Source organism: Comamonas sp. FG99 (genome assembly GCF_057808605.1).
Map to the genome: position 1 here is coordinate 1 of NZ_JBMDII010000052.1, position 24,979 is coordinate 24,979.

The window sequence follows — 24,979 nt, forward strand, 5'->3', positions numbered from 1 at the left end:
CTTGCTCCTCAGGTTGCACACCAGTCGGATTGACGAGAGGTTTTGCAGACCTTCCTTAGAGGTCTTCCAAAATTCTCTATTTCCAAATTCTGAAAATTCGCGTTAAAACGCATCATTTTTTCATTTTCACGATAGAAAATTTCAAAATTCTTGGGATCGCGCATGGCCGAATACAAGAGCTCTGCGGCTTCATCCTTTTCTGCCGATCTCTCCAGGCCTGTTCGGGCTGAGCGCCGAAACGCAATCAAATTAATCAGCACCCGCGCACTAAGCCATTTCACATAATCCATCATGGTTGTTCCATGTACACCAATGGCAACATGAAACGTCTCCCCAATAGGAATAGCGTTATGCCACCAGCCACGCGGCACATACAGCAAGTCACCCGACTCCAACACAACATCGAGAACAGGCTCTGTAGGTTGCAAATGCTTGAATTCGGCACTCTTTTGCCCTGCCAATGGGTAAGGAAATGTAGGTTCATAAACAAGCCAACGCTTCTTGCCAAGCAACTGCACCGCCATTACATCATGAGTATCCCAATGAAGCCCAAAACCACCCACATTAGAAAAATTAACATAGCCATTAGCAAGCGTCTCACTGTTTGTGAATGCCGCCACTTCGGAGCATAACTCTCTTAGCTGATAAAATCTCTCATCAAACCGGTTAAGCACAAGGGTTGCCCCTTGCTGCAACAAACCATAAAAGGCATCTCTATTGATACGTCTTTTGGGGTGGCCGACAATAAAATGATCTTCCACATACTCAGACTCAGGAATAACTCCTTTAAGATGGACTTTCAAATTTGGCTGAGTCGGCGGCGTTGCATGGATGGCCCTATTCACATCCAACCAGCTGACAAAATCTTTCTTTACAGCAGCCCGAACAAGGCATGGGCGCTGATCGGAATAATTCATCATGAATTCTTCCTGCCCAATCATAAATTCTATAATATTGCTCATAGTGCCCTCCCAATTGGTATTATTTTTCTAGCATGAGTGGGGTAATTTTGGGCCGGGCATTGCAGTTCAACCTGATCACCGCTTGCGAAGCCGCGCATCCAGCTCTGCATCTTATCTTGATCTAAGTTAATGGCACCACCAGGCTCCAGTTTTCCGACCCGATTACCAGGCAGGCCGAAAGCCACCGTGCATTTTGCAATATCCCCCGTGGCACGAACCACCACTGAGTTGGGTCTGCTCGCATAGCAAATCAGAAGCGGATTTTTTCGCTCCTCTGGACTAGCAATCGCATCCGGATAGGCCAGCGCCATAAGCTCACGCGTACGTTGTACGGTTTGTGCCTTGGTGATGGTTCGGATGGCACTGGCATTGGGCCCACCCAGGTTTTCTATTTGCCGAATGATGATCGAGAAGCGCGAATCCACAAGCAGCTCTTCACGAAGCCTGAGCACCAGCCTTCGCATCGACTCGTAGTTTTCTGGAGTTAAATGCAGCCGGAGCATCACACGAACCGGAATCGTGGACTCACGTAGCGCAATAAGATTATTCCAAATTCTTGCAAATGTTGGAGCACCAGAGGCAAGAACGCGTGTTCGGTTATGCTGATCCTGATCGCCATCCAATGTAATTTGGTAGCTCACAAAGCCAAAGCAGGCAAGATTTTCCGCAAGATCTTTTGTGAGCAAATAACCATTGGTTGTGGCCGCACCTGTGAGCAGTACATTATTTTCTTGACAAAGACGATATGCATACTCGCTAAGATCAAGCACTATGTCACGCGCCGCCAATGGCTCTCCCCCGAACCATTCAATATTCAAAGCACGCAGCCCCTTAATGCGGCGCGCCATGAACTCCTTGAGCGAAGCTACGGTTTCAGGTTGCATTCTCCCTACAGAAAAGTCCTCATAGCAATAGGTGCAGCGAAAATTGCATTGCTCTGTAGGCATTACGATAAGATGAAACATACCCGGAGCCAGGCTTCGCATCATCTGAACTTCTTCTTTCACCATCACAAACCTCTTGGGAAAGGGGGTTTCCCCCCGGATTTCACATCACGCCTCATCAGTGTCTTCGCCAGGACTATTCTTTGGGTCACATCTATCATTTAGGGGACAATAGCCAATATTAATCCTAGTGCCAGAACCCGGACAAACTTTATTTGACGTTTCTTCTCCACCAGAAATATCCATCAACTCCGCTTCAGTCAACTCTACAATTTCATAGCCCCCGTGAGAGTCAAATTTAATTTTCTGTATATCCACAGGGGGCAATAGCACATTCTTTTCACTCATAAAAACTCCTAAATTTTGTCCACTTACATGGTAGGACATGACACCAATCCGCATCACTAATCAATTCTCTTGGCAAGGCCCCGCAAAGGATCGAGCAACCAATCAATGATTTTTCGGCGCTCTTGAAGTACATCCGCATCAAACGTCATGCCGGGGAGCAGTTGAATTTGACGCCCCTCTGCAGTAAAGTCCTGCGCATGCAAGCGAACGCTGACCCGATATAAACCCTCTGGCTCCGCTGCTGCCACGGAGCCATTGGCACTGGCAGCCCGCAGCTTCTCGAATATTTCTGACGGTGATAGCGGACTGCGCGTCACTTCGGTGACCACGCCCTCATGCTGGCCGAATTTCTGATAGGGAAAGGCGTGAAAACGCATCCGAACCTGCTGGCCAGGCTCAATAAAGCCGATAGCCCGTGATGGCGCATATAGCTGCGCGATAAGCGATGCGCCCTCGGGCAATAGAACCAACAGCGGCGCGGCGCCAGTCGGCTGGCCTGGTTGAATATTCAGGGCCGCGACAGTGCCAGCCATGGGTGCGGTAATGGCCAAGGCTTCGCGCGAATGAACTTCTGCCATTTGCTGGTCCAGCGTAGCCAGCTCTCTCTCGAAATCCGATAGTTGTGTTTCGACCCGCGCCCGGTTCTGATCCAGCTCGCCCCTGGCGGCGACAAGTGCAATGGCCAGATCGGCCTTCTGCCGCCTAGACGTGATGAGCTGGGCCTTAATAAGATTGGCCTGCTCTTCGCGCTCGTGCAATTCCACGGATGAAGCGGCCTTTGCCTCAACTAACTGCAAAAAGCGGTCGGCCACCGCCTGCGCAGATACCGCCCGTTCAGCAAGCAGCGCAGTCTCGTCCACATTGCGAAGCTGCTGCTCCTTGATTCGTTCTATGCGTTGGTGCAGGTTGCGCTCGTTCTCTTGCCCAGCCAGGCGAATGGCGTTGACGGTTCTGCCCAGGCTGTCACGGCGCTTTTGCATCAGATCGCTCTGCGATTGAGCCAGGCGCCGGGCACCCGCGCCCGCAGCGATTTGCTTGTCTTCGCCAACCACCATCAAGACATCGCCCTGCGCAACCTGCTGGCCTTCGCGCACAAAAGACTGTTGCACAACGCCATTAACCGCAGAATGAATACGAATCACTCCACTCTCAGGCAAAAGAATGCCCCCAACCGTCACACGCTTTGTGTAAGAGCCTAAAAAGGCATAGATAAGCCCGCTGGCCAGAATCACCGTAGTAATGCCTACCAAAACCCAACTGCTCCAGGGACGGGCAAGGGTAACCGGGCCATAGAGCTGGCTGGGCCGTGCCGTATTGCTCTCGGGGCGGAATAAAGATGCACCCCTTACCGCACGCTCTTGTGACGAATACCCATTGCCCGCAGTGGTGCGCCGCGCGTCACAGTTGCTGCCTTTCTCGCCGGCAGGCTGCCCTGCGGCTGCTGCTATCAGGCTCATCGTTACCCCTCCCATTTGGAGATTTCCCATCTCGTTTCTATGAACGGTTTTATAGAGCAACGGCAATCGCAACCAACACAACCCACCCGATACCATATTGGCTATCGGATGATTCGCGATTGATATTGCTTTCGCCAACAGACCGGCCTTTGGCAATGGTTACCAAACCGGTCAGCAGCCACTCTCGCTGGGATATTTGCTATTTTCTTTGAATAAACTTACCGGGCAGCAGCGGTCACCACTGATATTTCTCGCGAAATATCACATTTACCTTCATGTGACTCACGACTGCTCTTGCTATTGCTATTGCTTTCACCGGCAAGCTGTCCTGCGGCCATGGCGATCAGGCGCAGCATCAACTTTTTTCCATCCAGATTTTTATCGTTTTATTTTTGGGCAAGTTTACGGTGCAAACGCAGCTTTCATCAACACTAAATTTTGTTCATTACACTCACTTTCATCTAGTGAGTAATATTGAACACAAATAGCCAGCACCCAAGCAATGAAGCAGATAATCGTTACTTTGATCACACTGTCAAACGAGCTAGAGATTTGCCAATCAAAGCCATTCGCATCTTGAATAACTGGCAGCCACGAAGCCGCCACTCACAACAATTGGATTTGCAGCCGCATGTGCCGCTGAGTCAGCAGGTGCAGTTTCGGAGCGTTTTGAGGCGTTGCGAGGACGGAGGCCTGCTCACATTCATCTGGGGGAGCGAAGCTGCATGCCAGCACACCAACCAAGGCGCTTGCCACCAACCGGGAGACTCAGGCAATCGTCAGCCGCCGGGGCGCCTGGTCGGTGGGAGGAGAAATACCCTGGCGCCTGTGACCGATGCGCCCAGAGTGAGGACTGCAGCGACTTTTGCCAGTGAGTGCCGTCGGACAAACTCACTTTCGCTTCCACAAAGCGACAGTTGGGCACGGCGACTGGCGCTGACCCGAGTGGCGGCTGTGCGAGGTGCTGCGGTCGTAAGGTCCTCTGCTGCCCAATTAGCACCGCGCCAACGACTGTTTCTCCGTCACGAGGACCGGCATTTTGAACTCGAAGCGGAAGTTTGACGTAAAAACCGATGTCGAGTACGCTGTCAACTGGCGAAGACAAGGCCCTGAATACTCCAGATTTTTGCAGAGCACTTATCTTCCACGATTCAACCCTTAATGATTTTTCTCCTAGAGGCGTAAAAATTTAGGGGTTCAGCAGTCGGTGGCGTGCCTACAAAGAGGTGAGATGTCCTCTTGGAGTGAAGGAAAAGCTGTCGCGCTTCTGCTTTTTTCGCAGGATCCTGCTCATTGAGAAAATTGCTAATTTGCATGAGAATCCATGAACACCAATTAGCATCGTCCATCGCAGTATGAAGGTCAGCAGTGGCTACAATTTTCACACTCCGAATATACCGAACCGCGGCGTCGAAAACCTCTTTGGATGCCATATTCTCGATATGCCACATCCGACCAGAAACCATCAATAACCTAGCCTCTTCGTCCAAGCTGGAGAAAATGACGGCATCGCCATAATCATCGCTAGATGCCCACACCTCGTGCGACAAGATGTTCCTGAGTTCGTACAGGTCTCGAAATAAAAATCTTGCATAGTCAAATACAGACAAAATAACTGGATCAGCCTCGCTGTATGGAAATGAGCAGAGGAAATCTATTCTCGCTTTGGGATTCGGAAAATCCTTCAAGGTACGCTTTGCTGCATCAAGTTCAGCACCGTGCGTTACGTAGATTATCTGTTGAAGAAGACTCTGCAAAAATGAGCATGATGAGACTATGGATGCACTAAGATCCTTGAAGCCCGCGGGAATTATTGCGCCAGCTCCTGCCCGTCGGGAGAGGGTCATACTCTCGGTTATCAAGCTATAGTATTTGGGCAAAATTTCACTCCCATCACTGTAAAACAAGGCTGCACTGATTGAGCCCCTTTAGCCGAAATCAGCCGCTATTGCGTCGCATCGGCTGGATCAGTATTAAGTTGAACTACAACGTAGAAGCCACGGTTCTTTATGCCGTTTAGTGCAAGCGCAGTGATCGACGACAATATCGTACTATTGTAGTGAATCTAATTGTCAGATCCCGACTGGTTGTAAACGCGCCTCTTGAACAACTCGGGTTTTCTCGCCCGCCAACTTGCTGCTCTTGCATCGAGCGTCCGCTGTCGGTGACCCGCCCCAAGGGCGGTTGATCCTGCATCTGGGGCAGGTACTTCACATCCATGCGTACATAACCCGGCTCACAGCTCTTGAAGGCCTTGTGGGCAGGTGCTGGCTGCTGGGCTTGAGGGCATTGAGGTTGCCTACTGCATGGCGGTGCAGGCACCCGTCCAGGCCCGGGCGCGAGAGATCGGCACAGATGATCTCACGTGTCACGGCCAGCAGGTCATCCAGGGGCAGCAGCAGGGCGCGCCGCAGCTGAGCATCCAGCGTCTTCCGCGTGCTTCCCACTAAGCCAAATCAGGATATCCAGCCAAGCTCTTGTATGCCATGCCGAAGGCATGGGAATCGATCATACAAACGCTATGCTTGGCAAAAAAATGCTGCATAAACGCTCGCTTGTGCGCGGGGCAGCGCGGGTCGATTGTTACCGACTCAATAAATCCTGCTACCGCAGGCACAGTACAGAACGGACGGCTATCTGCCACATCAGACAATCCTACCGTCTCACCAATAGAGAACAATGCATCCAGTTCATCCTCAGCCCCTGCAACGCCGCGCCTGAAGAATTCATAAAACGCCCCAACCTCTCCAACAGCAGACATTGCTGGTTCCCATCCGATTTTTAGGCAAATTCTGACTTCATCCTCATACCAATACGCCTCGTGCTTGAAGAATATCTTCCTGCGGAAATCCGAAAGCAAGCTGGCCCAATTGAACTTTCTATTAGGCAACCTCTTCCGCCCCAAAGTGGAAGGAGGGGCTACGAGACGCTGAATCAAGCGGGCCCGCCTGCTCAGTCTTTTGGTCAACCCAAAAACATCGACGTAGTTGGCTGAAATCACATCACATGCCGTCACTCTCGACCTATGTGTCTTGCTAGGGTCCCTCACGCTGTACGCTGCAATCCAATCTTCCGCCATGGCTTCAGCAGATGCCCGATGTAACTTACCGACAGACGTTTGAAGCTTTACACCCGCCTTGTCAGGCGAGTACATGGCCCACATCGCATGAGACTCGGGTGTCTTCGACCAACAAGAAACATACCTACAAGCGCGCTCCAACTCAACAAATCTCTGTGCTGATAGCTCATCAGATACGCCCCAGCTCCCCACCCCCCTGTTGGCGATGTACAGAGCAACTAGAAAGCGATCAATACCCTCGTTTGCGTCGTCGTACTTCGAGACCTGCGTTAGCCACAAACGACGCTGTTCCAAGATCTGAGCTGCCGCAAAGAAGTCGACAATCCGGTACACTTTCATCTCAGGGTCTAGTCCAGACTGACTCTGAATTTTCGCTACAAGCCAGTCGACCAGTTGGAGGCGCAATGCTTCGATTTTCATAGCAAACTTCGTAGATCTTAGAGCTGATGCATTGATATAGAAAAGCCCCCCGCACCATTTCTGATGCAGGGGCTTAGATTCCTAGTGGCCTGGCGCGGAATCGAACCACGGACACGCGGATTTTCAAAACAGGCGACGCACCGGTGTCCCTTCAGTAGCGAGAAGAATTTTAACGCTTTTTCTTCGCTTCTTCACTCGACTGCCCCGTGCACCGAAACCACCGTTGAACCACACCGACCCCGGGCAATATGCTCATTATTTTTGCCTGAAATAGCTCAACGGCATAGCTGCACGACTACCGAACTACGGAGTAGATCTGTGGCCCGGGGAACCGCACGCTGACCATTGAATCCAGCGGCGTGACCGACCGAAGTAATGCCCACACTCCTCTCGCGTCCCGACTCTTATCAACCGGTTGAATCCACAACCAGAAGCGAACTTTAACGCTACAAAAAAGCCTGCATTCTGCTTGGCCGAGCCATCTTACCTGGCCAGCAGTGCCCGACGAAACCTATCCCAAAACACCATCATTCGCCTTCATTATCTCCCGCTATGGCCACACCGACCACCTCATCAAGACGTCGTTCAATAATCCGAACGATCCGAGGATCCGCCACAACATATTTATATGCCTGCTTTGCTCCCATATCGTTGGCCGCAGTGCCATCCTTGGAGACTAGGCCACTATCTTCCCAATTCTTGATCTTGACGCGCGCGCCCTGATCTCCGATTTTGAAAATTTGCTGTACATCCTTGTTGATGAAGCTAGTTTTTCCAACACGGAGAACTTGTTGCAGAAGCTCTTTGGGATACCATTCACCAATAGTCTGCGTAGAATATTTATCTTGTCCAGCATCGAGTGACGCTTGATCGATAACAATAGGGGCCGCATTCCCGCGCGCGTCGTGTTCACGAAAAACCGTGTCCAGCAATTTAATAAGTTCTCGTGGAGACTTCTGTGAAATATAGATAACTTGACCGGCCACTGTGGACATTTCCAAATCAGGATCAAAAATATCTTTGAAGGTCAATTTCTTATTAGAAAAAAAACTAACCCTATTCTCCAACATCTGTTGAAGATTTTCCTCGGTCCAGGTAATGTCAGCATGCGCGATTTTATCCAGACGCACGGAATACTTGTCACCATTGAAGTGCAATCGCAAATTGTTCCATAAAAACATTAGCCAGGAAAATCCATCGATCTCCAGAAGCTGGATATGTGCTAACAAAGGATGAATTAGTCGCGCTGTCGCTTCTGCGGAGTTGGATGTCGCTGCTGTTTCATCCAACTTATCTACAAGAACGGTTACTCCCTGAAAGCCAAATACGCGAGTAAAATCAACGAGTTTGTTCAAAATTGCGCGAGAGGCGTGTGCCGATTCCCCTTTAAGCGACTTTAGCAACTGCTCTGCCGGCCCCGAAATATCTTCGGTACCAAATGATTTCTTGGAGATCGCATTAATTGCAGCGCCGATAACTTGGCTTAATGCATCCCAACGCGCCGCGACCCAAATTTTGCCCGTCTTCGTCCAAGCACTGTTAAGCAGCTTAAGTGCGTCCGTAGTGCTGACCTCACGATCCATTTCCGGAACAGATAGATAAAATCCCTCGATGAGCGCATATACCAGCGCTCTATCTGAACGCGCCATTCCATCAATCAGCTTACTGCGGAGATAATCCGGCACTTCGGAAAGCCATACTAACATCTGCTCGACCACAGCGAACGCAACAATTGCGACAATGTCACGCTCTGTCAGCTGATTCTTCTTCAGCTGGCCTTGAAGCTGAGAGAAATCGGTGAGATTTACCGCGAACGGAAGTCCTTTCGCATTGGCGGGGTCAGGTCCTATTTTGTCCCAAATCTCTTTGTATACCGTAAGCCTCGTTGCACTCTTCCCAGCCCCGCGCTCGCCAAACAGTATGAAGGAGCTCAGCCCATAGGCGCGTGCGGAGATCGCCTGAAGGTACGGGGGGCGGACCGCATACTCAGCAATATCCGGCTCTGTTTCAGCCGTGTAATGTTCGAAGGGATTGCCGTTGAAATTGAGATTTTTAATAAGGGTCATTTTTTCGCATCCAAGCAAAAAAATACACAGTTCGGTAGTCTAAAGGACAATTCCCGCTTTAATGCATGCGGCCATGACAAATCGTAGGCTCTACGTCAAAATGTGTCAGATTTCACGCCCAGGGACCAAGACAGACTGAGCAGACTTCAGCGTCATATGCACATTTTATGGACGCTTGTGGAACAGATCCGGCGCTGCGGGTACCCAGTTTCATGGCCTGCATAGGCGTCTTGCTGCCCAGCGCTGACTGCGGCAACTGGTGGTTGTACAGCGCCACATAGCGCAGCAAGGTCTGCTCCATGTCCTCGCCGCTGTTGAAGCGGTGCGTCTTCAGAACGTCCGCTATGCGCCCGTTGAAGCGCGCCACCATGCCATTGGTTCTCGAGGTCCTAGGCTTGTCAGCCGGTGCTCTATGCCCAGTTGCTGGCACAGTTGATCGAATTCATACTTGCCAATGGGTTCGCGCTGACTGCTGGCGAGCAGGCGGTCCGTGAACTCCTTGCCGTAGTAAATGCATAGTAGTTGTCTGCCATTGTCGGCACCAAGCCCCAATGCGCACATAGCCTGGCTCACAACTCTTGAAGGCCTTGTGGGCAGGCGCTGGCTGCCGGGGCTTGAGGGCATTGAGGTTGCCCACAGCACGGCGGCGCAGGCACCGATCCAGACCCGGGCGCGCGAGATCGGCACAGCTGAACTCATGTGTCACGGCCAGCAGGTCATCCAGGGGCAGCAGCAGGGCGCGCCGCAGCTGAGCATCCAGCGTCTTCCGTGCTGACTTGCAGACCGTTTGCCCGGGGAATGCCGAGGCGTCGCACGGGCACGCTGGCGCTGACGATCTTGGAGCAAACAGCGCGCGTGCTGCGGGTTCTCACACGTGGCGTTTGCGCCATCACCCAGCACATGCGCCTGCAGCCCTCGGGAATACCCGCATTGAGCAAGCCCGCCGACGATGTAATTATGATATTTATGATCATTAATTAGATTGCTCGCATGCCTCCCAATGCTCCGCCACAGATTTCCTCCACCAAGCGCCTGACGAGATCCATCCAGGTCGTCAACGACATCAAGCGTTGGATCGTCCAATCGCGCAAGAAAGTCGGCGACAAGCTGCCGAAAGAAGCCGCCCTGATTGAGCAGATGGGCGTCGCCCGCAGCACCGTGCGCGAAGCGCTGGCAACACTGCAGTCCCAAGGCCTGATCGTGAACAGCACGGGCCCCAATGGGGGGGCGACGCTGACACAGCCCTCCTACGACCGCTGCCTCGAAGCGGTCTCGAACTACATGTATTTCGAGCCGGTCGACATCGTGACGCTGTATGCGCTGCGGCGCGCGGTCGAGCCAGAGTTGGCCGCGAATGTCGCGCCCCGCCTCTGCGACGCCGAGCTCGACGCGCTGGAGGCACTCATCGGGGCAAGCCATCCAGGGCATGGCGGCAGCACCGATTGGAACGAACGGCGCGAGGCCGATCTGGTGTTCCATGACCGGCTTGCCGATGCGTGCGACAGCCCCATGCTGGCGCTGTTTTGCCGGTTGCTCAACGACATCATCCGGCGCGTGCTCGTGGTGCGCAATGCACAGGAAGGCTTTGAGGCATTTGACGAAGACGTCTTCCATAGCCACTCGGCCTTGATGGAGGCGTTCCGGGCGCGGGATGCGCAGCGTGCGCGCGAACTGATGCGCGAACACGTTGAGCGCGCCGAGAAGCTGGCCCTTGAGGCGGAAATCCGCGTCAACCGGGAGCGCCTGCTGGTAGCCCCGCCAGACTGAGGCATTGCGCGCTCGCCAGAGCTCACGCCGCCCTTACGAATCACCGTCCGCACCCCGCCATTGCGCGGGGCGGGGATCGCTTTTGCCCAACGCCCAGGAGACCAAACCATGAAGACAGATACCCCAGTGTGGCAATGGCCTGCCACCGCAATCGCGGCGGCCGTGCGCCGCCGCGATATTTCATGCAGGGAAGTCGCGGCCAGCACGCTGGCCCGCATCGAAGCCATGAATCCACGCATCAACGCATTGGCCGAAGTGCTGGCGCATGAGGCCCTGCAATGCGCGGATGCGGCCGATCGGCTGAGCGCCAGCGGCGCTCCGCTCGGCCCGCTGCATGGCGTGCCGGTCACCATCAAGGTCAATGTGGACCAGGCGGGCCATGCCACAACCAATGGCGTGGTCACATTGCGCAATCATCTTGCCCCTGAGGACGCGCCGGTGGTGGCGCACTTGCGCCGGGCAGGCGCCATCATCGTCGGGCGTAGCAATACTGCCACCTATTCGTCGCGCTGGTTCACCGACAACGCCGTGCATGGGCGCACCCTCAATCCGTGGAACCCGGAAATCACGCCCGGCGGCTCCAGCGGCGGCGCGGCGGCAGCCGTTGCCAGCGGCATGGGTGCACTGGCCCACGGCAACGACATTGGCGGCTCCATCCGCTACCCCGCATACGCCTGCGGTGTGGCAGGCCTGCGGCCCACGGCTGGCCGCATACCCGCCTACAACCCCAGCGCCACGGCCGAGCGCAGCATTACCCCGCAGCTGATGTCTGTACAAGGGCCTCTGGCTCGCACCATGGCTGACCTGAAGCTCGGCTACCACGCCATGGCGCAGCCCGATGCACGCGACCCGAATTGGGCTCCAGTTCCACTGGAGCTGCCTGCGCCGCCTGGGCCAATCCGCGTGGCATTGTTCAGGCGCTGCGCTGGTGTGCCCATCCACCCAGCCGTCGACCAGGCACTGCAAGATGCCGCACGCTGGCTGCAAGCAGCGGGGTATGCGGTGGAAGAAGCCACCCTGCCCCACTTCCTGGAGGCCGCGCAGCTGTGGCGGCTGCTCATCAACGACGACAGCCGGCGCAGCATCATCGCCGGCGTGCAGCAGCATGGCGACGCGGCCATGCAGCGCAGCCAGGCCTACATGCTGGCCGGCATGCCAGAAACCGACCGGGATGGCTTTCTCGATGCGCTTGCGCGACGACAGGCGCTGGCCAGAAGCTGGTCCGTCTTTCTTGAGCGGTATCCCCTGGTGCTCATGCCGGTCTCCTGGCAGCCCCCAGCCGTACAGGATGCGGATATCGCCAGCCTCGAACAAGCGCAGGCCCTCATCGCGGCCCAGAGCCCGCTGCTGTCCACCGCCATGCTCGGCATGCCCGGCCTGTCGGTCCCAACGGGGCTGGCTGGCGGTATTCCGCTAGGGGTGCAACTGGTGGCATGGCGCTTTCGCGAAGACCTGCTGCTCCAGGCCGGCTCGGCCATCGAACAGGCCGCGGGCTTTGCCACGCGCCCCGATCAACCGCTTTTCTCCCTCCAATGAAGGATATGACCATGCACGCTCCATTCCTCAAGGCTTCGCGGCTGTCTCGCCGCGGTTTCGTGGCTGCGGCAGGGTTGGCACTGCCTCAGCTTGGCCTGGCCCAGGCGGTCAACCGGATACTCGTACCCTTCCCTGCCGGGGGCGCTGCCGACTACATGGGCCGCCTGCTGGCGGAGAAGATGAAGGACCACATGGGCGGGCGGCCTCTCATCGTGGACAACCGGCCAGGCGCCGGTACGCGGCTGGCGGCAGAGGTCTTGAAGAACGCCCCCGCAGACGGCAGCGCGGCCCTGCTTGCGCCGGTAGACCCGATGATCATCGCACCGCTGATCTACCGCAACCTGCGCTACGACCCGGCCGCCGACTTCAAGGCGCTCACCGATATTGCCGGCGTGCAGTTCGGGCTGGTGGTCAACGCGTCATCGCCCATCAAGAACCTGGGCGACTTCATTCGGGCCGCCAAGGCACGCCCGCAGGACTACCCCATCGCCATCAGCAGCCTTGGCACGCTGCTGCACTTTCTGGCCGCCGAGTTGGTTGCGCAGGCGAATATCGACAGCACGCTGGCCCCCTACCGGGGCGGAGCGGCAATGGTGACCGAGCTCCTTGGCAACCAGATCGCGGCCGGCATGGATGCAACCACGACCTTCACCGAGCACCATCGCTCGGGAAAGCTGCGCGTCATTGCCGTCGCTGGAGAAAAGCGGGCGGATGCGCTGCCCCAGGTGCCAACCTTCGCGGAGCAGGGCTTCCCGAACCTGGTGGCATCTTCCCGCTACCTGCTGTACGTGCGCTCGGGCACGCCACCGGAATCGGCTGCACGGTGGACGCAGGCCATACGCAAGGCGCTCGCGCTGCCTGATGTGAAGGAAAAACTGGCCACCGCCGGCTACGACCTCGTGCCGGGCTCCAGCGCCGAGGAGGTCAACAAGTATGCGGCCGGACTGGCCGCAAGATGGGCGCCGGTGATCAAGGCATCGGGCTTCAGGGGCGAGTAGCGCACCTGGGCATGGCTGCGGCAGCGGGGCAGGCTTGTGTTCCAAACATGCCGCCGCCCGCCCCCTTCAACGCTTGGGCAGGTGGATGCGCATGTGTTCGGTGGTGCGCTCGGCCAGCGCATGGATGGCGGCTAGCTAGCCGCCCTTGGCGATGCGCCAGTGCAAACATCTACACCCGCTATTGCTATTCAATGGTCAGGCGGATGTAGATGAGGGGGCGAGCCGGCTTTCCATTTTTGCGCTCGACGGTGGCATGCACGGTCTTGTTCTCCAGCCAATTCGTCACGGTCGGTATCAGGGCGCGGTTGACGTAGCCCAGCTTACGGCCACCATGGTAGATGGCTATTGCACCAGGATCGAATTCGTTGTCCGCCTCGACCCGCAGTTGCGCCTCGTCGCCCGCGGAAACTGCTTCCACATGTTCACAGTTATGGCGCACGCCGGCCACCTCGAGTATGTAGTCGCAAGGTGCCGTGTTTGGGTCGAACACAGGCACGATCGAGAACCCATCGCTCGGCAGCTTGGCGCCGGTGTACCCCAGCAATGCAAAGTCCGAATAGGGGAACGGGTTCGGCAGGCGATGCAGGGCCAGGTAGTCGGCAAAGTCTTCACGCCGGCGGGGAGGCAGACGGCGCATGAGCGCTTCCAGAACTGTCTCGCTCGAGTGCTCCGTGGTTGACGCGGGGAACCCAGGATAGCCTATGAAACCCTGCGTGCCAGCAATGCGAAAGTCGTCTGTATCGACTAGGTATTTCAGTCTTGCTGCAGTCTCTTGCTCGCGCGTTATTTTCCCAACAATCCGGCGAATGCGATTTTGATGATCGGATTCATCGGTACCCTGCCAGACCAAAAGCAGGGCCTGAGGTTCAGCAATGTGGGAGAGCGGAGCAATCATGTGAGCAATAGGGCCTTGAGCCGGTCAATACGGTGGCTCAAGAGCTTCAGGATGAAGTCGTATCGTTGTTGGGTTAAGGGGGCTGCGCCTTGTAGGTGCAGCAGGTCGCATAGTACGCTGTTTAGCTGGTCAATGTTCAATGCCGCAGCCATATCGCAACAACGCTGGCGGGTTTCAGGCCACTCGGTCACCACTCGCTGCAGTAGCTCAAAGTGCCCTTGGATGGGCTCCTGCAGAGACCATTTGATATGGTGTGTTCCTTTGTCGACGTAACGCTCGAAGGCAGCGGCGTCCCAACTGGCGACCCTGTCGGCAAAGCGTTCATGCCCCAAGCTGGTGCCGTTGTCGAAGCAGGGGCCGAGCCGGATGCGCTTGTGCAGTTCGGGGAAGTTTCCCAGCGTAAGCAGGATCACCCAATTATCTTGATGCCGGTCGGTGTTGCCGATTACGGTGTCGAAAAGCAGAGTATTCGCCCACCACTGGCGCCACGGCATACCTGCTCTATCGATAGCGCGGCTCCCAAGCAGGCCGCGCATCAGTATGGTGGCATCGCGGAGATTGTGCGTAGCGCCGGTTTTGCGCTCAAAGTTGGGTTGGATGCGGGTAAGCAGATCGCCAGCCATGATGCTGACCTCCTCCGCGTCAACATAGAACCACTCAATTAAAGCGGCGAAAACGCCAGTCGCCGAATTCCAGGCCGCAAAGGCGGGTGGAACCTCCACGCCGATGGCACAGCCAATGCGGTAGGCAATGACTTCACCCCAGAACTGGTCGGGGTAGCTCTTCTTTGATTTTTTGAAAAGGTATCGCTTCCTGGGGGTAAGGCATGGCTCGGGCGGATGATCGGGGCTGAACACCGCATCCTTGGCACGGGCGCCTTGCGGGAAGATGGCGAACTGGGGATCCAGTTCCCAGCCTTGTACGTCAATAAGCTCTTGCTGTTTCAGCATCTTGAAGGCTCATAGCGCTTGGCGGCTCGGCGCCGAACGGTAGCGCACTACCGGGACACCATGGCGCGCATTTAGTTGCTGCAGGCAATGCCGTATGCGGCTGAGGACGGAGCTTTCTTCCAAGTGTCTCTTCTTCATTTCCCCTCCCCACTAAGAGCCGCGAGCACAACCCTTGATACGTCGTTGCTTCGTCGGGGGCGCCTAGCCTTGTCGTACTACCGTACTGCCTGCGGCTTCGCGCCTCGTCTCAACCGCAAATCTTCGATTTGCTGGGTTGTGTTCGCAGCTCTAAAGAATTTGCCGATACTAACATTTGAAAAATTTACGTTGACATTCAAATTATCAGCAAAGCCAGCGCAACGCCACAGCTGGCACCAAAGGCTGGGCTGCTTCGCGGATTCGGCCTGCGCTTTGCCCCTCACAATCACCAATTTCAGGGACAGACAAAGTCCGCCCGTTGCGGAACAATCCGGGTTCCTGGCACACGGCCGGCCTCCCCGTGCAGATCCGCACGCCCACGGCCCGCCTCGCGCCGTGCGGGCCGGCACTTGTGACAATGGGCAAGCCGCTGGTGCGCATTGCCTCAGATGAACCATGGTGGAGACTTCGACGATGACGCAAGAATATTTTGATGCGCCGCTTTTCATCAAAGAGGTCGAGAAAGCCGGCGTGGATCTTTGGGATACGCCGTTTCTCTGCAATATCGGCGGACGTCCGGTCTATGCCCAAACCCTTCCAACCAATGTCGTGCCGCTTGAGCCGGCGAACAGCGACCCTGGCGTGGCCGTCGGGCGTGAGTACAAGGTCCGTGCCATGCCGCCCCAAAGGCCAGACCCAGACCATGGCGAGCAGACGCAGCTGGAATTCGCCGCCAGCGAGGTGGTGTACGAGCCCATGTGGGCCACGCGCGCGGCCGCGGCGGCATTCGGGATGACGCTGGTGGAAAAAGGCCAGGGCATCCGCGTGAGCAGCCCGGTGCGGCGCTTGGCCCACATCGACTATGAGTACGGCATGTTTGCCGGGCACAGGTCGCCATACCTGGGCACGGGATACCGTCTGCTGGGCGTGGTTGGCACCGATCTGGAATGCCATGATTTTCCGCATGTCTTCGCCTCGGTCGATGCCCAGCTTCCGCTGGTGATTTCAGTGGGGCGTTATTGGCCCAAGCTGGGCAGGATCTATCTGGCGGACCTGTGGCTGCCGCGTGGCGATGCCCTGTATGTGCCCCCCAGGGCCGGGCCCGCAGAGCAGCCTTGCCTGTACCTGCACGGCAACCGCAATGCCGCCCTCGCCTGCTGGCGCGGGATCGGGCAATCCAGTGTCAGAACCGAGACGCTGCTCCAGGGCGATGGCGGTTTCTTCCACTGGTTCTGGAGCGCCTCGCCGTCGATCCACCCTCTCTTGAAGTAGCGAGAACCCAATATGCCCGAAACCCCGCGCCGCATGCGCACGCTCGAACCGGATACCGACAACGGCCTGTACCAGACGCTGCTGGAGTCAACCCTGGCGATCCCCTTCCGGATTGACTGGGCGACGAAAAAATACACCTATGTCGGCCCGCAGATCGAGCCCTTGCTGGGCTGGAGCCCCGAGAGCTGGCAGACGGTGGACGACTGGGCCGCCCGCATCCACCCCGACGATCGCGAGCAGACGGTGACCCGCTGCGTGGAGCTGTCCATGGCGGGCGTGGACCACGATGCCGAATTCCGCGCGCTGACCAAGGACAACCGCTTCGTCTGGGTCAGGGAAGTGATACACGTGCTGTGCGACGAGCATGGCCAGACCTCGGCCCTGATCGGCTTCACCTTCGATATCAGCGAACAGAAGCAGTCCGAGCAATTGCATGCCGAGCTTGAGAAACAAAAACTGTTCAACGCGCGCCTGCAGGAGCGCCTGAGCCTGACCCAGGACCTGCACGACGGCCTGGGCGGCGCCTTGGTGCACATGATTGCCTCGGTGGAGCAGGACAGCGGGGCGCTGACCAGATCCCAGGTGCTGTCCATGCTCAAGCTCATCCGCAATGATTTGCGCCAGACCATCGACAGCCATTCCTCGGCGCAGGTTCGCGTTCCAGCCTCGCCAAAGGAATGGCTGGCGCCGCTGCGCCACCGCTTCGTCAACCTGTTCGATGTGCTGGATGTGTCTTGCGACTGGCAGTTTCCCCCAAGCTGGCGCACGCCGCCCCATGCGCTGCACTATCTGGCGATGACGCGGCTGATCGAAGAGGCGCTGACCAATATCATCAAGCACAGCCAGGCGCGGCATGTGCGCCTGGCTTTCGATCAGCCGGAGCCTGACGAGCTGGTGCTGGAGATCGAGGATGACGGCGTGGGCTTCGACGTGCCGGCGGTGCGCGCATCGGGCCTGGGCATCGGCATGCGCTCCATGTCCGCACGCATTGCCCGCGTGGGCGGTACGCTTGCGATCGACTCCAGGCCGGGCCGCACGGTGCTGACGGCCCGGCTGGCCCTCGGCCAGCCCTGAGCCCCATCCCTTTCAAGGTGTTGTGCCGTTGCGAGTACCCATGACGCTGGGAAAAGTTGAGCGTTGAGGGTTTGGCGTTGAGCGTGAAGGCCGCAAAACGCTCAACGCACAACGCTCAACCTCTTGGCCACGCACACTGCGCCTATTTCACGTTCAAGACCTTGAAAGGGGCGCCCCTGAAGCCGCCTGCGGCACCCTCGCCTCGACCAGCAGGCGCTTGAGCTCCGGCACGCACGAGCCGCAGTTGCCGCCGGCCTTGAGGCAAGCGGTGATCTCGCCGGTGGTCTGCAGGCCCCGGCTGCGAATCGCGTCGCAGATGGTGTTGCGGCCCACGCCAAAGCACGAGCAGACGGTGGGGCCGGTATCGGCCCCGGCTTCGATGGGCTGGCCCAGCAGCACGCCGGCGCGGGCGATGTCTTCGAGCCGCTCCTGAACGAACAGGCCGGCCAGCCACTGGCGCGATGGCAGGTCGGGGCGCGGCGACAGGTAGACGCAGGCCTCTATGCGCTCCTCCACCACATGCACCGCGCGGTAGATGCCCGCGCTGGCATCCTCGTACTCCAGCCAGTCGGCCTGGGCATCGTGCACGCCCAGCAGCGCGCGCGCCCACTCGCTTGGCGCGGCCACCGGCTTGCGCCCCGCCAATTCGTAGCGCACGAACTGGCGGCCCTGGATGCGGGTCCACCAGGCGGCATCGCCGCCCGCCTGCGCATCGAGCGCGCGGCGCGACAGCACGAAACCGTGCCAGGCCACCTCGAAGGGCTCGACGATGACCGGCGTGTGCTTGAACTCGGGCTCGCCCGAGACGGGATCGACCACCGGGTTGACGACCGCGCCCACGCGCGCGTCCGAGGCGAATGGCCCGCTCCAGTGGATGGGCGCGAACACGCTGCCGCGCGCAATGCCGCCGCCCATGCGCACCCGCGCCACCATGCTGCCCCAGCGCGAGCGCACGCGGGCCAGGGCGCCTTCACGCACGCCGGCCAGCAGCGCATCGTGCGGGTGCAGGTCGATGAAGGGCTCGGGCACATGCTCGGCCAGCTTGGGGGCGCGGCCGGTGCGCGTCATGGTGTGCCACTGGTCGCGCACGCGGCCGGTGTTGAGCACCAGCGGGTAGTCGCCGTCGGTGGCATGCACCGGCGCGCGCGCCGGCGTGGGCACGAAGCGCGCGCGGCCATCGGCATGGGCAAAGCGCCCGTCGCCAAACAGGCGCGCGGCCCCGCCCTCGCCTGCCGCCGGCAGCGGCCATTGCACCGGCGCCAGCGCGTCGTAGGCGGCGGCGGACAGCCCCGCGAGCCCGCCGATATGAAAGGCCCTGGGCACGCCGGCGGCGCCATCTGCCGCGTTGGCTTGCGCCGACAGGCGCGCATGCTCGTCGAACACTTCGCGCTGGTGGCCATGGGCAAAGCCCGCGTAGCCCATGCGCCGCGCCACGTCGGCGATGATGGCCCAGTCGGCCCGCGCCTCGCCCGGCGCGGGCGCAAAGGCGCGCTGGCGCGAGATGCGGCGCTCGGAGTTGGTGACGGTGCCGTCCTTCTCGCCCCAGCCCAGGGCAGGCAGCAGGATGTCGGCATGGCACAGCGTGTCGGTGTCGAGCACGATGTCGCTGGCCACCACCAGCTCGCAGGCCGCCAGCGCGCGGCGCGCCTGGTCGGCGTCGGGCAGGCTGACGACCGGGTTGGTGCCCATGATCCACACGGCCTTCACGCGCCCGGCCTCCATGGCCTGGAACAGCTCGACCGCCTTGAGCCCCGGCTTGTCGGCGATGCGCGGCGAGTTCCAGAAACCCTGCACCAGGCTGCGGTGCGCCGGCTCGCTCAGCTCCAGATGGGCGGCCAGCATATTGGCCAGGCCGCCCACCTCGCGCCCTCCCATGGCATTGGGCTGGCCGGTGACCGAGAACGGCCCCATGCCCGGCTGGCCGATGCGGCCGGTGAGCAGGTGGCAATTGATGATGCTGTTGACCTTGTCGCTGCCGGCCGATGACTGGTTCACCCCCTGCGAGAAGGCGGTGACGGTGCGCGGCGTATCGGCAAACCATTGGTAGAAGCTGCGCACCGCATCCACGCCGAGCCTGCAGGCGCGGGCCACGGCCTCGATGCCGTCGGCGCCGGCCTCGGCCGCGCGCAGCGCCGCGTCCAGGCCCTGGGTGTGGGCCGAGACAAAGGCCTCGTCCGCCCGGCCCTGCCGCGCCAGGTATGCCAGCAGGCCGTTGAACAACCATACGTCGGTGCCGGGCTTGATGGGCAGGTGCAGGTCGGCCAGCTCGCAGGTGGCGGTGTGGCGCGGGTCGATCACCACCAGCTTCATCGCAGGCCGCGCCTCCTTGGCGCGCGCGATGCGCTGGAACAGGATGGGGTGGCACCATGCGGTGTTCGAGCCCACCAGCACGATGAGGTCGGCCAGCTCCAGGTCGTCGTAGCACACCGGCACCAGGTCTTCGCCAAAGGCCCGCTTGTGCCCAGCCACGGCCGAAGACATGCACAGCCGCGAGTTGGTGTCGATGTTGGCGCTGCCGATGAAGCCCTTCATCAGCTTGTTGGCCAGGTAGTAGTCCTCGGTCAGCAGCTGGCCCGAGACATAGAAGGCCACCGCATCGGGGCCGTGCTTGTCGATGATGCGGCGAAAGCCCTGGGCCACGGCGTCGAGCGCCGCGTCCCACGGCACCCTGCGCAGCGGGGCGGCTTCGCCGGGCGCGCGCTCGCGCATCGCGGGGTGCAGCAGGCGGCCTTCCAGGCCCAGGGTCTCGCCCAGCGCCGAGCCCTTGACGCACAGCCGGCCGGCGTTCGCCGGATGCTGCGGATCGCCCGCCACCAGCACCTCGCCGTGCGCCTGCGGCGTGGCCAGCACGCCGCAGCCCACGCCGCAGTAGGGGCAGGTGGTGCGCACGGGCGCGGCGGCCGGGGCAATGGAAATCGTGGTCATCGCAAACTCTTTTCGCTAGGCGGCCTGGGCCTCGCACAATGCGCGGCCGAACAGCAGGCGCTGGCGCATCGCGGCGACGGAGGTCTGTTGCTGGATCAGCTCGAAATACCAGGGCCCGTCGGCCACGTCGCCGTACAGCACCGCGCCCACGATGCGCTCGCCCTGCAGCACCAGGCGCTTGTAGATGCCGCGGCGCGGGTCGCGCAGCACGATGTCCTCGGTGCCCGGGCCGCCGACGATGTTGCCGGCCGAGTACAGGTCCACGCCGGTGACCTTGAGCTTGGTGGCGGTGGCCTGCTGCACGTAGCGGCGGTGGCCGGCGCCCGCCAGGTGCGCGGCGCACACGCGGGCCTGCTCCCAGATCGGCGCCACCAGGCCGAAGGTGCTGCTGCGGTGCTGCACGCACTCGCCCACCGCGTAGATGCGCGGGTCGTAGCTCTGCAGCGTGTCGTCCACCACGATGGCGCGTTCGCAATGCAGGCCGGCGGCGCGCGCCAGCTCCACGTTGGGGCGCACGCCGGCGGCCATCACCACCAGGTCGGCGGCGATCTCGCGGCCATCCTTGAAGCGCACGGCCGCCACGCGCTCGCCGCCCAGCAGCTCGGCGGTTTCGGCGCCCAGCACGAAGCGCAGGCCGGTGGCTTCGAGCGCCTGCTGCAGCAGCCCGGAGGCCGGCGCATCGAGCTGGCGCTCCATCAGGCTGCGGTGCAGGTGCACCACGCTCACCTCCATGCCCTGGCGCAGCAGGCCGTTGGCCGCCTCCAGCCCCAGCAGGCCGCCGCCGATCACCACCGCATGGCGGTGCCGGCGCGCGGCTTCGAGCATGGCATCCACGTGCTGGATGTCGCGAAAGGCGATCACCCCCGGCAGCCCGCTGCCCGGCACCGGCGGTATGAAGGGGCGCGAGCCGGTGGCGATCAGCAGGCGGTCGTAGCGCACCTCGATGCCGCCCTGCGAGCGCACGCTGCGGCGCCCGCGGTCTATCGCCACCACCGGATCGCCCGCATGCAGCGTGATGCCATGCCGCACATACCACTCGCGCGGGTTGAGCATGATGTCGTCCAGGCTTTTCTCGCCCGCCAGCAGCGGCGACAGCAGGATGCGGTTGTAGTTGCCGTGCGGCTCCTCGCCGAACACGGTGATGTCGTACAGCCCGGGCGCGAGCTGCAGCAGCTCTTCCACCGTGCGCATGCCGGCCATGCCGTTGCCAACCACGACCAGCCTGGGGCGTGGCGATGCCTTCATGCCGCCACCCAGACGCGGCCGTCCTCTATCTTGGCCTCATAGGCCGGCACCGACTGCCCGGGCTCTTCCAGGCATTCGCCGGTGGCCAGGTCGAAGTGCTGCTTGTACAGCGGCGAGGCGACGACGATGCGCCCGCCCAGGCTGCCCACCAGCCCGCGCGCCAGCACGCTGGCGCCGCTCCTGGGGTCGACGTTGTCGATGGCGAAGAGCCGGCCCGCGCCCACGCGGAACACCGCCACGTGCCGGCTGCCCACCAGGGCGCAGATGCCGGTGTCGGGAACGATGTCGTGCTCGGCGCAGACGGGCGTCCAGTGCTCGTGGGTCGTGGTCATGGTCGTAGTACTCATGGATGGCTCGGGGTGCCGGCTAGGCGGCGATGGCGTCGGCGGCCGGGGCCGCGCTGCGCTCCTGCGGCAGGGCGGGACGGATCTGGCCGCGCTCGGCCACGAAGACGATGTGCTCGTCGGGCTGCTCGCTGTTGACGAAGCTGCGAAAGCGCTTGCGCACCTCGGGGTTGGTCACCGCGCTCTTCCATTCGTCCTGGTAGGTGTCGACCACATGCTGCATCTCGGCCTCCAGCTCGGCGGCGAGGCCGAGACGGTCGTTCACCACCACGTCCTGCAGGTAGGCGAGGCCGCCCTCCAGGTTGTCGCGCCAGGTGCTGGTGCGCTGCAGGCGGTCGGCGGTGCGCACGTAGAACATCAAGAAGCGGTCCACGTACTTCACCAGCGTGGCCTGGTCCAGGCCCTCGGCCAGCAGCTCGGCATGGCGGGGCTTCATGCCGCCGTTGCCGCAGACGTAGAGGTTCCAGCCCTTCTCGGTGGCGATGATGCCCACGTCCTTGCCCTGGGCCTCGGCGCATTCGCGGGTGCAGCCCGAGACGCCGAACTTGAGCTTGTGCGGCGAGCGCAGGCCCTTGTAGCGGTTCTCCAGCGCGATGGCAAAGCCCACCGAATCGCCCACGCCATAGCGGCACCAGGTCGAGCCCACGCAGCTCTTGACGGTGCGCAGCGACTTGCCGTAGGCATGGCCCGACTCGAAGCCGGCGGCGATCAGCTCTTCCCAGATCAGCGGCAGCTGCTCCACGCGCGCGCCGAACAGGTCCACCCGCTGGCCGCCGGTGATCTTGGTGTAGAGGCCGTACTTCTTGGCCACCTGGCCGACCGCGATCAGCCCCTCGGGCGTGACCTCGCCGCCCGGCATGCGCGGCACCACCGAGTAGCTGCCGTCCTTCTGGATGTTGCCGAGGTAGTAGTCGTTGCTGTCCTGCAGGCTGGCGAGCTGCGGCTTGAGCACGAACTCGTTCCAGCACGAGGCCAGCACGCTGGCCGCCACCGGCTTGCAGATGTCGCAGCCCAGGCCCTTGCCGTGCCGCTGCAGCAGCTCGGCAAAGCTCTTGATGCCGCCCACGCGCACCAGGTGGTACAGCTCCTGGCGCGAGTACGGAAAGTGCTCGCACAGGTGGTTGCTGACGGCCAGGCCGCGCTTTTTCATCTCGGCCTTCATCACCTGCGTGACCAGCGGCACGCAGCCGCCGCAGGTGGCGCCGGCGCGGGTAGTGGCCTTGATGTCGGCGATGGTGCAAGCGCCCTCGCCGACCGCAGCGCAGATGGCGCCCTTGCTCACGCTGTTGCACGAGCAGATCTGCGCGCTGTCCGGCAGCGCGTCCACGCCCAGGCCGGGCCGGGCCTTGCCGTCGCTGGACGGCAGGATCAGGAATTCCGGCTCTTGCGGCAGCGCGATGCCGTTGAGCGCGGTCTGCAGCAGCGTGCCGTACTCGTCGGCGTTGCCCACCAGCACCGCGCCCAGCAGCTGCTTGCCGTCCTCGCTGACGACGATCTTCTTGTAGACCTGCTTGCGCTCGTCCACATACTGGTAGTTGCGGCTGCCGGCGGTCTTGCCCTGGGCGTCGCCGATGCTGGCCACGTCCACCCCCATGAGCTTGAGCTTGGTGCTCATGTCGGCGCCGGCAAAAACGGTACCAGCCTCACCCGCGATGTGCCGCGCCGCCACGCGGGCCATGTCGTAGCCCGGCGCCACCAGGCCGAAGACCTGGTCCTTCCACGAGGCGCATTCGCCGATGGCATAGACATCGTGGTCGCTGGTGCGGCACAGGTCGTCCACCACCACGCCGCCGCGCGGGCCTATGGCCAGCACGCACTGGCGCGCCAGCTCGTCGCGCGGGCGGATGCCGGCCGAGAACACGATCATGTCGGCCTCCAGCCGGGTGCCGTCGGCAAACACCATGCGGTGGCGCGCCATGGCGCCGTCGGTGATCTCCACCGTGTTGCGGCCGGTGTGCACCTGCACGCCCAGCGCCTCGATCTTGTGGCGCAGCATGCGCCCGCCGCCCTCGTCCACCTGCACCGCCATCAGCCGCGGCGAGAACTCGACCACATGGGTTTCGAGCCCCATGTCGCGCAGCGCCTTGGCGCATTCCAGCCCCAGCAGGCCGCCGCCCACGACCACGCCGCTTTTCGACTTGCGGCCCGAGGCCTGCATGGCCTCCAGGTCTTCGATGGTGCGGTAGACGAAGCAGTGCGGCCGCTCGCGCCCCGGCACGCCGGGCACGAAGGGGCTGGAGCCGGTGGCCAGCACCAGCTTGTCGTAGGGCAGCACCTCGCCGTCGGCCGTGGTCACGGTGTTCTCGCGGCGCTCGATGGCCACGGCGCGCGCCGCCAGGCGCAGCTTGAAGCCGGTGCGCTCGAAAAAGCCCGGCTCCACCAGCGAGAGGTCCTCGGCCGTGCGGCCGCTGAAGAATTCGGACAGGTGTACGCGGTCGTAAGCCGGGCGCGGCTCCTCGCACAGCACGGTGACTTCCGCATCCTGCAAGCCGCTGTCGGCCAGGCTTTCGAGAAACTTGTGGCCCACCATGCCGTGGCCCACGACGATGATCTTCATGC

19 protein-coding genes and 2 pseudogenes are annotated in these 24,979 nt (G+C 60.5%); 5 read left to right on the forward strand and 16 right to left on the reverse strand.

What is annotated here, in order from left to right; all coding sequences use genetic code 11:
- Positions 1–8 precede the first annotated feature (8 nt).
- From ACODRX_RS23585 to ACODRX_RS23630, 10 genes and pseudogenes are all read right to left on the reverse strand, one after another.
- A complete protein-coding gene (locus tag ACODRX_RS23585; protein WP_488873980.1) occupies positions 9–962 on the reverse strand; it encodes a cupin domain-containing protein in 954 nt (317 codons plus the stop codon).
- The gene (locus tag ACODRX_RS23590; RefSeq protein WP_488873981.1) at positions 959–1,972 is read right to left on the reverse strand and encodes a radical SAM protein; all 1,014 of its coding nucleotides are present in this window, start codon (positions 1,970–1,972) and stop codon (positions 959–961) included. Before ACODRX_RS23590 ends, ACODRX_RS23585 begins: the two co-directional genes overlap by 4 nt.
- A gap of 42 nt (positions 1,973–2,014) precedes the next feature.
- A complete protein-coding gene (locus ACODRX_RS23595; protein WP_488873982.1) occupies positions 2,015–2,293 on the reverse strand; it encodes a hypothetical protein in 279 nt (92 codons plus the stop codon).
- Between the two features lie 17 nt (positions 2,294–2,310).
- Positions 2,311–3,711, reverse strand: coding sequence for a beta-barrel domain-containing protein (locus ACODRX_RS23600; RefSeq protein ID WP_488873983.1), 1,401 nt, complete (start codon positions 3,709–3,711; stop codon positions 2,311–2,313).
- A 218-nt stretch (positions 3,712–3,929) separates the two neighbouring features.
- A complete protein-coding gene (locus tag ACODRX_RS23605) occupies positions 3,930–4,067 on the reverse strand; it encodes a hypothetical protein (RefSeq protein WP_488873984.1) in 138 nt (45 codons plus the stop codon).
- Between the two features lie 795 nt (positions 4,068–4,862).
- Positions 4,863–5,558: a hypothetical protein gene (locus ACODRX_RS23610; RefSeq protein WP_488873985.1), complete on the reverse strand. Its 696-nt coding sequence runs from the start codon at positions 5,556–5,558 to the stop codon at positions 4,863–4,865.
- A 337-nt stretch (positions 5,559–5,895) separates the two neighbouring features.
- Positions 5,896–6,131, reverse strand: a pseudogene (locus ACODRX_RS23615) (IS481 family transposase); the annotation flags it as partial.
- Positions 6,132–6,157: 26 nt separating this feature from the next.
- Positions 6,158–7,210, reverse strand: coding sequence for a DUF2971 domain-containing protein (locus tag ACODRX_RS23620; RefSeq protein WP_488873986.1), 1,053 nt, complete (start codon positions 7,208–7,210; stop codon positions 6,158–6,160).
- 527 nt (positions 7,211–7,737) lie between these two features.
- Complete coding sequence (locus ACODRX_RS23625) at positions 7,738–9,276, reverse strand: anti-phage protein (RefSeq protein ID WP_488873987.1); 1,539 nt, start codon at positions 9,274–9,276, stop codon at positions 7,738–7,740.
- A 165-nt stretch (positions 9,277–9,441) separates the two neighbouring features.
- A pseudogene (locus tag ACODRX_RS23630) lies at positions 9,442–10,066 on the reverse strand (integrase core domain-containing protein); the annotation flags it as partial.
- A 200-nt stretch (positions 10,067–10,266) separates the two neighbouring features.
- Between ACODRX_RS23630 and ACODRX_RS23635 the strand changes: the two are divergent.
- From ACODRX_RS23635 to ACODRX_RS23645, 3 genes are all read left to right on the forward strand, one after another.
- Positions 10,267–11,043 (forward strand): FadR/GntR family transcriptional regulator, encoded by a 777-nt coding sequence (locus ACODRX_RS23635; protein WP_488873988.1) that lies wholly within the window; start codon positions 10,267–10,269, stop codon positions 11,041–11,043.
- 108 nt (positions 11,044–11,151) lie between these two features.
- The gene (locus tag ACODRX_RS23640; protein WP_488873989.1) at positions 11,152–12,579 is read left to right on the forward strand and encodes an amidase family protein; all 1,428 of its coding nucleotides are present in this window, start codon (positions 11,152–11,154) and stop codon (positions 12,577–12,579) included.
- An 11-nt stretch (positions 12,580–12,590) separates the two neighbouring features.
- Positions 12,591–13,577: a tripartite tricarboxylate transporter substrate-binding protein gene (locus tag ACODRX_RS23645; RefSeq protein WP_488873990.1), complete on the forward strand. Its 987-nt coding sequence runs from the start codon at positions 12,591–12,593 to the stop codon at positions 13,575–13,577.
- 184 nt (positions 13,578–13,761) lie between these two features.
- Here ACODRX_RS23645 and ACODRX_RS23650 read toward each other — a convergent pair whose 3' ends face one another.
- Both ACODRX_RS23650 and ACODRX_RS23655 read right to left on the reverse strand, forming a co-directional pair.
- Positions 13,762–14,472 carry an HIRAN domain-containing protein gene (locus tag ACODRX_RS23650; protein ID WP_488873991.1) on the reverse strand — a complete coding sequence of 237 codons (711 nt, stop codon included), beginning with the start codon at positions 14,470–14,472 and terminating at the stop codon, positions 13,762–13,764.
- Positions 14,469–15,422, reverse strand: a complete 954-nt coding sequence (locus ACODRX_RS23655) for a hypothetical protein (RefSeq protein WP_488873992.1) — start codon at positions 15,420–15,422, stop codon at positions 14,469–14,471. Before ACODRX_RS23655 ends, ACODRX_RS23650 begins: the two co-directional genes overlap by 4 nt.
- A 612-nt stretch (positions 15,423–16,034) precedes the next feature.
- On the opposite strand from ACODRX_RS23655, the gene ACODRX_RS23660 reads away from it, so the two are divergent.
- The gene (locus tag ACODRX_RS23660; protein ID WP_488873993.1) at positions 16,035–16,832 is read left to right on the forward strand and encodes a hypothetical protein; all 798 of its coding nucleotides are present in this window, start codon (positions 16,035–16,037) and stop codon (positions 16,830–16,832) included.
- Between the two features lie 12 nt (positions 16,833–16,844).
- Positions 16,845–17,906 (forward strand): sensor histidine kinase, encoded by a 1,062-nt coding sequence (locus ACODRX_RS23665; RefSeq protein ID WP_488873994.1) that lies wholly within the window; start codon positions 16,845–16,847, stop codon positions 17,904–17,906.
- Positions 17,907–18,059: 153 nt separating this feature from the next.
- Here ACODRX_RS23665 and ACODRX_RS23670 read toward each other — a convergent pair whose 3' ends face one another.
- From ACODRX_RS23670 to nirB, 4 genes are read right to left on the reverse strand one after another with little or no spacing between them, the layout of a single operon-like run.
- Positions 18,060–20,831, reverse strand: coding sequence for a molybdopterin-dependent oxidoreductase (locus ACODRX_RS23670; protein WP_488873995.1), 2,772 nt, complete (start codon positions 20,829–20,831; stop codon positions 18,060–18,062).
- Between the two features lie 15 nt (positions 20,832–20,846).
- On the reverse strand, positions 20,847–22,076 hold the full coding sequence (locus tag ACODRX_RS23675) for an NAD(P)/FAD-dependent oxidoreductase (protein WP_488873996.1): 1,230 nt from the start codon (positions 22,074–22,076) through the stop codon (positions 20,847–20,849).
- Positions 22,073–22,408: a nitrite reductase small subunit NirD gene (nirD, locus tag ACODRX_RS23680; protein ID WP_488873997.1), complete on the reverse strand. Its 336-nt coding sequence runs from the start codon at positions 22,406–22,408 to the stop codon at positions 22,073–22,075. The genes ACODRX_RS23675 and nirD overlap by 4 nt, the downstream gene beginning before the upstream one ends.
- 34 nt (positions 22,409–22,442) lie before the next feature.
- The gene (gene nirB, locus ACODRX_RS23685; protein ID WP_488874004.1) at positions 22,443–24,977 is read right to left on the reverse strand and encodes a nitrite reductase large subunit NirB; all 2,535 of its coding nucleotides are present in this window, start codon (positions 24,975–24,977) and stop codon (positions 22,443–22,445) included.
- Positions 24,978–24,979 lie beyond the last annotated feature (2 nt).

Excerpts from the sequence above, each read along its gene's own strand:
- ACODRX_RS23640 (WP_488873989.1), top strand. The coding sequence starts at position 11,152 with ATGAAGACAGATACCCCAGTGTGGCAATGGCCTGCCACCGCAATCGCG.
- ACODRX_RS23585 (WP_488873980.1), bottom strand. The coding sequence starts at position 962 with ATGAGCAATATTATAGAATTTATGATTGGGCAGGAAGAATTCATGATG.
- nirB (WP_488874004.1), bottom strand. The coding sequence starts at position 24,977 with ATGAAGATCATCGTCGTGGGCCACGGCATGGTGGGCCACAAGTTTCTC.
- ACODRX_RS23635 (WP_488873988.1), top strand. The coding sequence starts at position 10,267 with ATGCCTCCCAATGCTCCGCCACAGATTTCCTCCACCAAGCGCCTGACG.
- ACODRX_RS23645 (WP_488873990.1), top strand. The coding sequence starts at position 12,591 with ATGCACGCTCCATTCCTCAAGGCTTCGCGGCTGTCTCGCCGCGGTTTC.
- ACODRX_RS23650 (WP_488873991.1), bottom strand. The coding sequence starts at position 14,472 with ATGATTGCTCCGCTCTCCCACATTGCTGAACCTCAGGCCCTGCTTTTG.
- ACODRX_RS23670 (WP_488873995.1), bottom strand. The coding sequence starts at position 20,831 with ATGACCACGATTTCCATTGCCCCGGCCGCCGCGCCCGTGCGCACCACC.
- ACODRX_RS23655 (WP_488873992.1), bottom strand. The coding sequence starts at position 15,422 with ATGCTGAAACAGCAAGAGCTTATTGACGTACAAGGCTGGGAACTGGAT.
- ACODRX_RS23625 (WP_488873987.1), bottom strand. The coding sequence starts at position 9,276 with ATGACCCTTATTAAAAATCTCAATTTCAACGGCAATCCCTTCGAACAT.
- ACODRX_RS23665 (WP_488873994.1), top strand. The coding sequence starts at position 16,845 with ATGCCCGAAACCCCGCGCCGCATGCGCACGCTCGAACCGGATACCGAC.
- ACODRX_RS23610 (WP_488873985.1), bottom strand. The coding sequence starts at position 5,558 with ATGACCCTCTCCCGACGGGCAGGAGCTGGCGCAATAATTCCCGCGGGC.
- ACODRX_RS23595 (WP_488873982.1), bottom strand. The coding sequence starts at position 2,293 with ATGTCCTACCATGTAAGTGGACAAAATTTAGGAGTTTTTATGAGTGAA.
- ACODRX_RS23660 (WP_488873993.1), top strand. The coding sequence starts at position 16,035 with ATGACGCAAGAATATTTTGATGCGCCGCTTTTCATCAAAGAGGTCGAG.
- ACODRX_RS23590 (WP_488873981.1), bottom strand. The coding sequence starts at position 1,972 with ATGGTGAAAGAAGAAGTTCAGATGATGCGAAGCCTGGCTCCGGGTATG.
- ACODRX_RS23620 (WP_488873986.1), bottom strand. The coding sequence starts at position 7,210 with ATGAAAATCGAAGCATTGCGCCTCCAACTGGTCGACTGGCTTGTAGCG.
- ACODRX_RS23605 (WP_488873984.1), bottom strand. The coding sequence starts at position 4,067 with ATGCTGCGCCTGATCGCCATGGCCGCAGGACAGCTTGCCGGTGAAAGC.
- ACODRX_RS23675 (WP_488873996.1), bottom strand. The coding sequence starts at position 22,076 with ATGAAGGCATCGCCACGCCCCAGGCTGGTCGTGGTTGGCAACGGCATG.
- nirD (WP_488873997.1), bottom strand. The coding sequence starts at position 22,408 with ATGACCACGACCCACGAGCACTGGACGCCCGTCTGCGCCGAGCACGAC.
- ACODRX_RS23600 (WP_488873983.1), bottom strand. The coding sequence starts at position 3,711 with ATGAGCCTGATAGCAGCAGCCGCAGGGCAGCCTGCCGGCGAGAAAGGC.